Source organism: Hyella patelloides LEGE 07179 (assembly GCF_900659865.1).
Taxonomy (GTDB): domain Bacteria; phylum Cyanobacteriota; class Cyanobacteriia; order Cyanobacteriales; family Xenococcaceae; genus Hyella; species Hyella patelloides.
This window is the reverse complement of the sequence record NZ_LR214049.1, coordinates 1-9,178: the sequence shown is the minus strand read 5'-3', so window position 1 is coordinate 9,178 and position 9,178 is coordinate 1. Positions and strand designations below refer to the sequence as shown.

Here is a 9,178-nt window from a genome sequence, read left to right as displayed (position 1 = left end):
GGGGGCAAAAACATAATCTTTACATATTACATTTTGACGTGCGAAAAGAGAACTTTAGCAAAATTAAAAGCAATAGACGAATTAATTGTTAGTTTAAAGAATCCGAATCCTATTGTCAGACAACAAGCAGCTTGGGCTTTAGGTAATATTATGGATATAAAAGTAGTCCCACCACTTATTAAAGCTCTAGAAGATCGAGATAAAGAAGTTAGAAAGGAAGCTAGAGAATCTTTGATTAAACTGAGTTCCGAATCATCAGAAATAAAATCTATGCTTCCTTTTTAAAATAGTAATAATTAATTACCACTACATTTAACTAATAATTAAAACTCTCCTTTTAGAGCGTCATTACAGCGATCGCATATCGTCGGATCGTCTGCGAAACTACCAACACTTAAAGAATAATTCCAACATCTTTCACACTTCTCTCCATCAGCTTTTACAATAGCAATAGATACGGTATCGGATGTACTCTTATAAGTTTCTTTTTCAATAGCATCCGTATTATCTAGTAAATCGACTTGAGAAGCAAGGAAGAAATACCGCAATTCATCTACAGATTTGGGATTTAAAGAGTCAGTTGGATTAAACTCGCCGAGTTTATTTTTTAATTCGGTATCAGCAAGATAAAGTAACACTTTAGCATCCAAAGAAGAACCGATCGCTTTACTTTGTCTGGCTTCTTCCATTACCTTATTTACTTCGTCTCTTAGGTTACGAATGGTTTCCCATAGTTGGGGCTGTTCGCGAACAGCCCTTACCCGCCACTCTTCTTTGGTTTCTACCCAACCAGATTGAAAAACAGATTTACAACCAGTTTCATAAGGAATAGATTGCCAGATATCTTCTGCCATGTGAGATAATACGGGTGCAATAGATTTCGCTAAATTTTCAATAGCTACAGCTAAAACTGTTTGACAGCTACGACGGCGGAAAGAACCCAAACTACTGATATATAATCTATCTTTAGCAATATCAAGATAGAAGTTCGATAAATCTACCACACAGAAATTCTGCACAGCTTGGAAGAAACGATAAAACTGATAACTTTCGTAAGCATCGGTGATATCTGCAAACACTTCCGTGATGCGATGCAGCATATACTTATCTAATTCGGGTAAATCTGCATAAGCTACCGCATCTTTACTGGGATCGAAATCATGTAAGTTACCCAGTAAGAAACGGGAAGTATTGCGAATCTTACGATAGATATCCGCTAGTTGTTTAACAATACTATTCCCAATACGAACATCAGAAGAATAATCTACTGAAGACACCCATAATCGAAGCACATCAGCACCATAAGGAGGTTCTTGCTTTTTATTCTTACCACCTTCGATGATAACTTTAGGGTCAACACCATTACCTAAAGACTTACTCATCTTTCGTCCATTTGCATCCACTACATAGCCGTGAGTGAGGACAGTTTTATAGGGTGCGGTATCATTAACAGCCACACTGGTAAGCAAACTAGATTGAAACCATCCCCGATGTTGATCGCTACCTTCGAGATACATATCTACAGGATATTTTAAACCTCTAGCTTTAGCTACAGAAGCCCAAGACGAACCAGAATCAAACCAGACATCCATGGTATCTGTACCCTTGCGATAGGTTTTCCCATTATTACGATACTGTTCGGGTAATAACTCTTCTACTGGTAATTCCCACCAAGCATCAGAACCTTTTTCAGCAATAATAGCTTTAACGTGGTTGATAGTTTCCTCTGTTAATAAAGCTTCGTTGGTTGACTCATCATAGAAGACAGGAATCGGTACACCCCAACTACGTTGACGGGAGATACACCAATCACTTCTATCTTTCACCATAGGAGTAATACGGTTTTCTCCTATTGTGGGTATCCAAGTAACAGATTTAATTGCTTCTAAAGCGTTATCTCTAAAACCTTCTACCGATGCAAACCATTGTTCAGTCGCACGGAAGATAGTAGGCTTTTTAGTACGCCAATCATAAGGATATTTATGGGCGTATTCTTCGTGTTTTAGTAACGAACCTGCTTCTTGCAGTGCATCGATGATAGCCTGATTACCCGCACTAACTTTCTCGTTACCTTTTGCAACTACTTGTAACCCTGCAAACTTACCAGCTTCTTCGGTAAACTTACCCCCGTCATCTACAGGAGAAAGAATCGGCAAATCATATTTTTGTCCCGTGATATAGTCTTCTTGTCCATGTCCTGGCGCAGTATGAACTAAACCCGTACCAGATTCGGTAGTAATATAATCACCACCGATTACTACTTTACTTTCGCGATCGAATAAAGGATGACGATAAGTAATCCCTTCTAAGGTTTTTCCTGTAACTGTGGTTTTAATAGTTAATTCTGCTTCCAGGGTTGTAGATAATTGTTCTACCAAATCCTTCGCCACAATTAAATATTGTAGAGACGAATGACCATTCGCCCTTACCACCACATATTCCAAATCCCCATTAACTGCTACTGCCAAATTACCAGGAATAGTCCAAGGTGTTGTCGTCCAGATAGCTACGTTTAATTTAGGTAAATACTCTTCTAACTCTTTTGCACCTTCACCCAAACTTACTACAGGAAAAGCTACATAGATACTAGGGGAAGTATGACCTTCAGGATATTCTAACTCTGCTTCTGCCAACGCAGTACGAGATGAAGGACTCCAGTGAACTGGTTTCAACCCACGATAAATATAGCCCTTTAATGCCATCTCACCAAATACGGCAATTTGGGCTGCTTCATATTCGGGAGTGAGAGTTAAATAAGGATGTTCCCAGTCTCCCCAAACACCATAACGTTTAAAGCCTTCACACTGTTCTTGTTTGGCTTTTAAGGCAAATTCTTGGGCTTTCTGGCGCAGCTTGAGAGGAGTTAAACCTTGTCTCTCCTTAGACTTCATTTTCTGCAATACTTTCAATTCAATAGGAAGTCCATGACAATCCCAACCAGGAATATAATCAGTTTTGTGTCCCTGTAGTAGCTTATATTTGTTGATAATATCCTTGAGAATTTTATTCAAAGCATGACCCATATGTAGCGAACCATTAGCGTATGGTGGGCCATCGTGGAGAATAAAGGATTCTTTAGGATTATTCTGTGACAGTTGCTCGTATATCTGATTTTCTGCCCAAAATTGCTGTAATTCTGGCTCGCGCTTCACTGCATTGGCACGCATACTAAAATCAGTCTGGGGTAGATTTACGGTTTCTTTGTAGCTTTTTGCTTCTGTCACGGTTTCAACGATCTAGCTAAGGGTTTTTTGATGTATCTGTATATTATTACTTGTCAGTGGGGTTTGGGATAATGGCTTTTTTTATCTCACGCAGAGACGCAAAGGCGCAAAGAAAGATACGCAAAGGGTTTGATTGTGATGAATCAAAACTAACTACTACATAACTTCAAAATATGAGAAATTCTCAAAAAGGGATTTCTATAACTTTCTATCAGATTTTACTTATAAAATAATTAAAAATGTTGTTGCCATTCTACATTTTCTATTTTTAGTAAATCTTCCTGGCTGGGTTTACCTTCACTATAGCCATTTTCAAGACTCCAACAACCATTTAGCGGTCCTTGCTGTATATCTTTAAACCACGAAACAGCATTATCAACATAAATTTGTTTGATATTCAAACTATTGTTTATCTCGCTTTTGCTAGGGGTGTTATCTTGTTCTTCAATTAAAAATTTTATATTTTTTACGAATTTTAATATAGTTATTATAGTTTTAACATTTAATTTTATGTTCTTATTTAATGAATAACCTTTATACCATTTTTTAGCAGAGAGAATACCAGTGAATGAATATCCAGAAAATATAATAATCGAAAGAGGTCCCCCCATTGCTGCTGCAAGATATAACCACGAAGCAGAAAGAAATATATTACTAGCGGTTTCTTTTGTTCTGAAGGATTTAATGCCCACATATTCTTCTAACTGCAAGATATAACCACGAAGCAGAAAGAAATATATTACTAGCGGTTTCTTTGTTCTGAAGGATTTAATGCCCACATATTCTTCTGATTTTTGATTAAGGTAAATACTAGAAAACAACATTAAATCAGAAATTATCTCTAATGATAATTCATATCCTTTTAGAAACCATTGTATAGCTAACTCTTGTTCATTCAAGCAAAGCCAACATATTGCGATGTAAAATGCAATTATAGCTTGATTATTTTTTTTCTCAGCTTTACCAAGTGCATTAATCAAACAATTTTTTGCTTGCTTGATTGAATCATCTATTAAATCGTAATTGTTTGTTACTTGCGATGCCGTTTCAAGATGAGTCATCGCCGATCTGTATTCACTCTCTGCGAAATTTTCTAAAATTTTTTGTACGTTATCATTAGAATTATTTATCTTAAAAACAAAATCTAAAATTTCTTTGCAATATTGATAATGATCTCCATCAGTACTATTTATTATCAGCATTGACACTAATAATTTAGCTAAATCCGCTTCCATAATTAAAATATCAAAGAATGCCTCACAGTTTTATATTGTTCAGACTTTAAAGCCCGCTAAGCCTACAACTGCTTAGTCAACCACTAAGATAACATCAAAAATATTTTTTGGACTTTGAAAGTAAAATACTGAATTTAAAATTACACCATCAAAAAGCGATCGCGTTATTAACAATTTAATCGTACTTTTGTTAATCTGAGAATAATTTTAAATATGGGTTTAATATGCGCTATAAAGTAAAACTCAAACAAAATGAGGAAGGATATGCAATTTGGTGTCCTGGTTTACCTGGATGTTGGTCGCGGGGAGAGACAGAAGAAGAAGCTTTGGAAAATATTAAAGATGCGATTACTACTTATTTAGAAACAGTTGAAGAACTGAATAAATAATATCTGTTTTTAAATTAAAATAAATGCGATCGCACTAATCGATCAATAATCATACTCATGATATGATAATAGTGATTACTAAATAAATTACTATATATGTCCGATCGCGTAACCATAACCCTAGATAAAGAAGCCTATGAGTTTCTAGAGTCCAAAGCTAATGGGAATCGTAGTGCTTATATTAATAGTATTCTCAAAGCAGAAAAACAAAGAATTATTGCCGAAAAAATATTACGGGCTAATCAAGAAGAAGCTGAAGAATCTTATCAAGAAGAGTTGGCTGATTGGGACATTACGTTGAGTGATGGGTTACAGTAATGTCTTACAAGCAATTGGAAATAAGATGGGTCGATCTAGAGCCAACTAGAGGTGCGGAAACCCAGAAAAAAAGACCTTGTGTTATCATTCAATCTGATGTTGTAAATCGTGGTTCGAGAACAGTTATTGTTGCGCCAATTTTACCTGGACATAAGAATTGGTTGTTTGCTGTAAATATTATTCCCACTAAAGATAATGGTTTGGATAAGGAGAGACATATTAATCTCAAACAATTAAGAGTAGTAGATGTTTCTAGGATACAAAATCTTCAAGGAGTTTTAGAACAACATTATTTAGAATCTATTCATAAAGCTTTAAAAATTGTTTTTGGCTTTTAAAAAAGACAATCTCCAATTTAAGTGATAGGAGAAGAATGTAGATGACTTAAAAACTACCAGATAAAGTTATTGAGGTTATTGTTAAAGCTTTACAAGAAGGTAATTTAAATTCAAAAGTAGGCTCGTTTGTGCGATTTAGCTGCTTTGGATGCTATTCCATCGGAAATCTTACCTTATTTAAAATTACATCATCAAAAAGCGATCGCTTGCATATTTTAGAATATTTTGTAAGTTATTCTGTGACAGTTGCTCGTATATCTGATTTTCTGCCTAAAATTGCTGCAATTCTGGCTCTCGCTTCACGGCATTGGCACGCATATTAAAATCAGTCTGGGATAGGTTTATGGTAACCTTTGTAGCTTTTTGCTTCTATCACTGTTTCAACGATTCTAGCTAAGGGTTTTTGATGTATCTGTATATTATCACTTGTTCGTGGTGTTGGTTAACAGTTTTGATTTTATCTCTTTTGTGGAAGCGCAGAATCGCAAAGTATACTCGAAAAGATTTGGATTGTTTGGTTTCGAGATTTACGTAATGAACAGAATATTTCGCAATTAGTTAGTAAAAAAAATCGCCTAAAGTGGTGAAGGTTGACACGGAGAATAGTGAATAAAATGAAAATTAATTTTCACTCAAATCCAATAAAGTTTTTTAATTCAACTACAATATTATCCAATATTTGAGAATTATTTGATTGCTTTAATTCCCAGTTACTTATACGAAATACTTGCCATCCTTCTGAGCTAAGTTTTCTATCTTCTTTTAATCTTTTTGAATAAGATTCTTCACTAGCAAACCAATATTTCTCATTCTTTATACCATAATGACTAATGTCATCAATCAAAATTGCAAATCTTTTATTATTCCAAAATGCGACAAAATCTATTCGATATAAATCATCTGGATAAAGAGAAGAATTAGAACGCAAATTTTTTTTAGATAAAGAATGCCACTGAATCCATGCTTGAGGAATTAAAACAGGTATATCTCTATCAGCCATTCTAAGTTTTTTGGCGTAAGCTATAAAAAAATCTCTTTCATACTTAGTTTGATTCATATTAGCTAACGCTTTTCTAAAATTACTGTCTGTTACAGAATTAAATCCATTAGCTTCAGCAAATTTACCATAACTAAAATCAGGATATACATCCTTTTTTATAATGCTAGTTTCCCCAGTTAACTCAAAGCTTAGTGTTTGCTTACCATTTTTAGCTTTAATACAAAAATTAGGCTTATTTTTTCCATAAGGTAATCCTGCGGGAAATTGATAAATGAATAAATCTGGAATAAAATCATTATTTATGTAATGACCATTACTAACTTTAAATCCACATTCTTTACAAACATTCCTTATATATTGCTTGGTTTCTTCTCTAATATCAGAAAGTAATAAGATAATTTCTATAACTTTTAAAAACTTTTGAACTGTTTCTTGGTTATTCCAATCTAGCGAGGAGTAGTAGTTGTCAACTAAACCTCTTCTTGTGGGATTATCATCAGTTTCAGGGAAACCAGCTTGCTTAAAAATTTGCTCTATTTGCCACTTAGATAAATACGCACATAGATTAGTGATTTCAATTTTGAGAGCGTTAAGTCCAATTTTAAGTATTTCTTGGTGTTTCGACATATAAACAATTCATTTCATCTCAATTAGTAAGGTGGGCAATGCCCACTCTACATAATAAATATTAGAAGAAAAAAGCGATCGCAATACTCTATAATACTTAATTAATAATCAAGATAATCGCTATAGTTGAAACCATCAGATACCAAGCCTAAATTCGCCAACATTACGATACATCTCTTTAGGGTAATGTTGCATCTTGTAACAATCTGTTTATCTTAGGGTCGATTATGACGCAAATTAGTGGGTGAATGTTTATTTATTTAGGAGTCCGTTAACCATGCCTATATCGGAAACTCAAATCTTTGTTGCTTTGTTAATTGCTTTAATTCCTGGTATTTTGGCTTTCCGCCTTTCCACCGAACTGTATAAGTAAAAACAATTTCAGCGAAATTTTTAAATAGATAAAAGAGCGAGATTTTAGATTGGCAATCTTTTAAAAAGTTGCTAGTCTAGGGTTTCGTTCCTTTGGATGAGGCGTTGCTGACTATGAAATCCCAAAACAAGCATTTTACTAAAAAAGCTTCTCATTTACCCCGTTCTCAGGTGAGAAAGTCACGACAGCATTTTCGTAATTATAGTGAAACAGAAATGATCGCTGAAACTAGTTTCAAATTATTTCTGAGTTTATTGATTAGTCTAGTAGCCTTAATTTCTCTCTCCAGACTGATTCCCTATCATTTTGCTCAGTCAGCAAAACTTAAAGAACTGCGCGCTCAAGTTCAAGAAACAGAACATCGAGTTGATATTAAACGTCAAGAACTACAGAAAAATTTTGATTCTTGGCAAATTGAAAACTTAATGGAAGAACAAAGTCCCCGTATTGCCAAAAATCGGATTCGCGTCTTCTGGCGTAATAACGACCAAAAAGAATAAGTTATCAACGCTTTTTAACTGCTTATGCTTACGGTAGACTCTAATTGGCTTGATTTACTTAATGGGATTGAGTAAATCATCTAACCAACCTTGAACCTTGGATTGATAACTTTGAAGATCGCCTTGATTGGATAATAGTTGTAGAGCCGTCTGATAATCGGCAACTGCGCAATTCCAGTCTCCTCTAAGATGATAAGTACGTCCTCGTTCACCATGGATTCTCTCTTGAAGACTATTTCCCACAATTAAAGCAATATCAAAATTTTCTAATGCTAAATCGAAAAAATCCAAATCGCGAAAAGTAATCCCTTGGTTAATCCAAGCGCGAAGATTAGTAGGATTGAGATCTAAAGCTTCGTCATAATCAGAAACTGCAGCTATCAAATTACCTTGAGCAGCATGACAATTGGCGCGATTATTGTAAGCACTATCTAACTTGGGATTAATTTCCAAGGCGTGAGTCAAGTCATCGAGAGCTTCAGATAGTTGATTATTGCGAAAGTACATTAACCCTCGATTATTGTAGTTGATAGCACTATTGGGGTAACGAGAAATTAATTCATTAATTAGAGAAATTGCTACTGCATAATTACCTTGGTTAACAGTCTTTTCAATGTAAGAATGTATTTGATTTTCTGATGAAACAATAAGTGTTTCAGAATCAAATTGCTGAGATTCGGCAATTCTTGTCTCTTTCGAGTTTTTGTTCCAGGGACAAAATGGTAATTGTTGATTGGTTTGGTCGCAAAAGTTAGTCTGCATTGCATCAATTAGACCTTTTTCTAAGAGCTACTTGAATAAAGTTAGAAAAATCTCCGTCGTCTTTTGATGCTTGTCCTTGTTAAGGTCGGAAACCTCTGTGGGGTTTTGCACCGTTTTTCAGGCGTAGCTTTCTAACTATGTCACTTCGTCGATCTACTACTTAACAGGTAATTTAAGCAGTTGAGATCTAAGTTTTATAAGTTTGACACTAAATCAACCAAATATTCGGCTGAATATGCCAGTTTATAAATCTCATGTAAAGTCACAGATTATCTCGATCCCGCTTGACGAGCGCGGGGATGGGGGGACTTCAACAAACCACAGTTAACTGTGAGAGACAAAACATAAAACCAGAAAAGTGAGGGGTCGTCTGGGCGGGTCTCCCGCCCAGCTTGTGAACCCCGTCCCCCCT

The 9,178-nt window shown here is 35.1% G+C and carries 10 protein-coding genes; 6 read left to right on the top strand and 4 right to left on the bottom strand.

The window, feature by feature from the left end; translation table 11 throughout:
* A partial coding sequence (locus tag H1P_RS27965; RefSeq protein WP_144873918.1) for a HEAT repeat domain-containing protein occupies positions 1–285 on the top strand: 285 nt, incomplete at its 5' end.
* A 38-nt stretch (positions 286–323) separates the two neighbouring features.
* Here H1P_RS27965 and ileS read toward each other — a convergent pair.
* Together ileS and H1P_RS27955 are read right to left on the bottom strand one after the other, a co-directional pair.
* The gene (ileS, locus tag H1P_RS27960; protein WP_144873916.1) at positions 324–3,224 is read right to left on the bottom strand and encodes an isoleucine--tRNA ligase; all 2,901 of its coding nucleotides are present in this window, start codon (positions 3,222–3,224) and stop codon (positions 324–326) included.
* 233 nt (positions 3,225–3,457) lie between these two features.
* Entirely contained in the window at positions 3,458–4,459 is a 1,002-nt protein-coding gene (locus tag H1P_RS27955) for a hypothetical protein (protein WP_144873914.1), read from the bottom strand.
* A gap of 224 nt (positions 4,460–4,683) precedes the next feature.
* Between H1P_RS27955 and H1P_RS27950 the strand changes: the two genes are divergently transcribed.
* The 3 genes from H1P_RS27950 (at position 4,684) to H1P_RS27940 (ending at position 5,504) form a co-directional block, all read left to right on the top strand.
* Entirely contained in the window at positions 4,684–4,848 is a 165-nt protein-coding gene (locus tag H1P_RS27950) for a type II toxin-antitoxin system HicB family antitoxin (protein ID WP_144873912.1), read from the top strand.
* Positions 4,849–4,944: 96 nt separating this feature from the next.
* Positions 4,945–5,166 carry a type II toxin-antitoxin system MazE family antitoxin gene (gene mazE / locus H1P_RS27945; protein ID WP_144873910.1) on the top strand — a complete coding sequence of 74 codons (222 nt, stop codon included), beginning with the start codon at positions 4,945–4,947 and terminating at the stop codon, positions 5,164–5,166.
* Positions 5,166–5,504, top strand: coding sequence for a type II toxin-antitoxin system PemK/MazF family toxin (locus H1P_RS27940; protein ID WP_144873908.1), 339 nt, complete (start codon positions 5,166–5,168; stop codon positions 5,502–5,504). The genes mazE and H1P_RS27940 overlap by 1 nt, the downstream gene beginning before the upstream one ends.
* 628 nt (positions 5,505–6,132) lie before the next feature.
* Here H1P_RS27940 and H1P_RS37795 read toward each other — a convergent pair.
* Positions 6,133–7,131 carry a hypothetical protein gene (locus H1P_RS37795; protein WP_222427280.1) on the bottom strand — a complete coding sequence of 333 codons (999 nt, stop codon included), beginning with the start codon at positions 7,129–7,131 and terminating at the stop codon, positions 6,133–6,135.
* Between the two features lie 277 nt (positions 7,132–7,408).
* Between H1P_RS37795 and psaM the strand changes: the two genes are divergently transcribed.
* Together psaM and H1P_RS27925 are read left to right on the top strand one after the other, a co-directional pair.
* Positions 7,409–7,504 (top strand): photosystem I reaction center subunit XII, encoded by a 96-nt coding sequence (gene psaM, locus H1P_RS27930; RefSeq protein ID WP_144873906.1) that lies wholly within the window; start codon positions 7,409–7,411, stop codon positions 7,502–7,504.
* 113 nt (positions 7,505–7,617) lie between these two features.
* Positions 7,618–8,004: a slr1601 family putative cell division protein gene (locus tag H1P_RS27925; protein WP_144873904.1), complete on the top strand. Its 387-nt coding sequence runs from the start codon at positions 7,618–7,620 to the stop codon at positions 8,002–8,004.
* Between the two features lie 54 nt (positions 8,005–8,058).
* On the opposite strand, the gene H1P_RS27920 is transcribed toward H1P_RS27925, so the two are convergent.
* On the bottom strand, positions 8,059–8,766 hold the full coding sequence (locus tag H1P_RS27920) for a tetratricopeptide repeat protein (protein ID WP_144873902.1): 708 nt from the start codon (positions 8,764–8,766) through the stop codon (positions 8,059–8,061).
* Positions 8,767–9,178 lie beyond the last annotated feature (412 nt).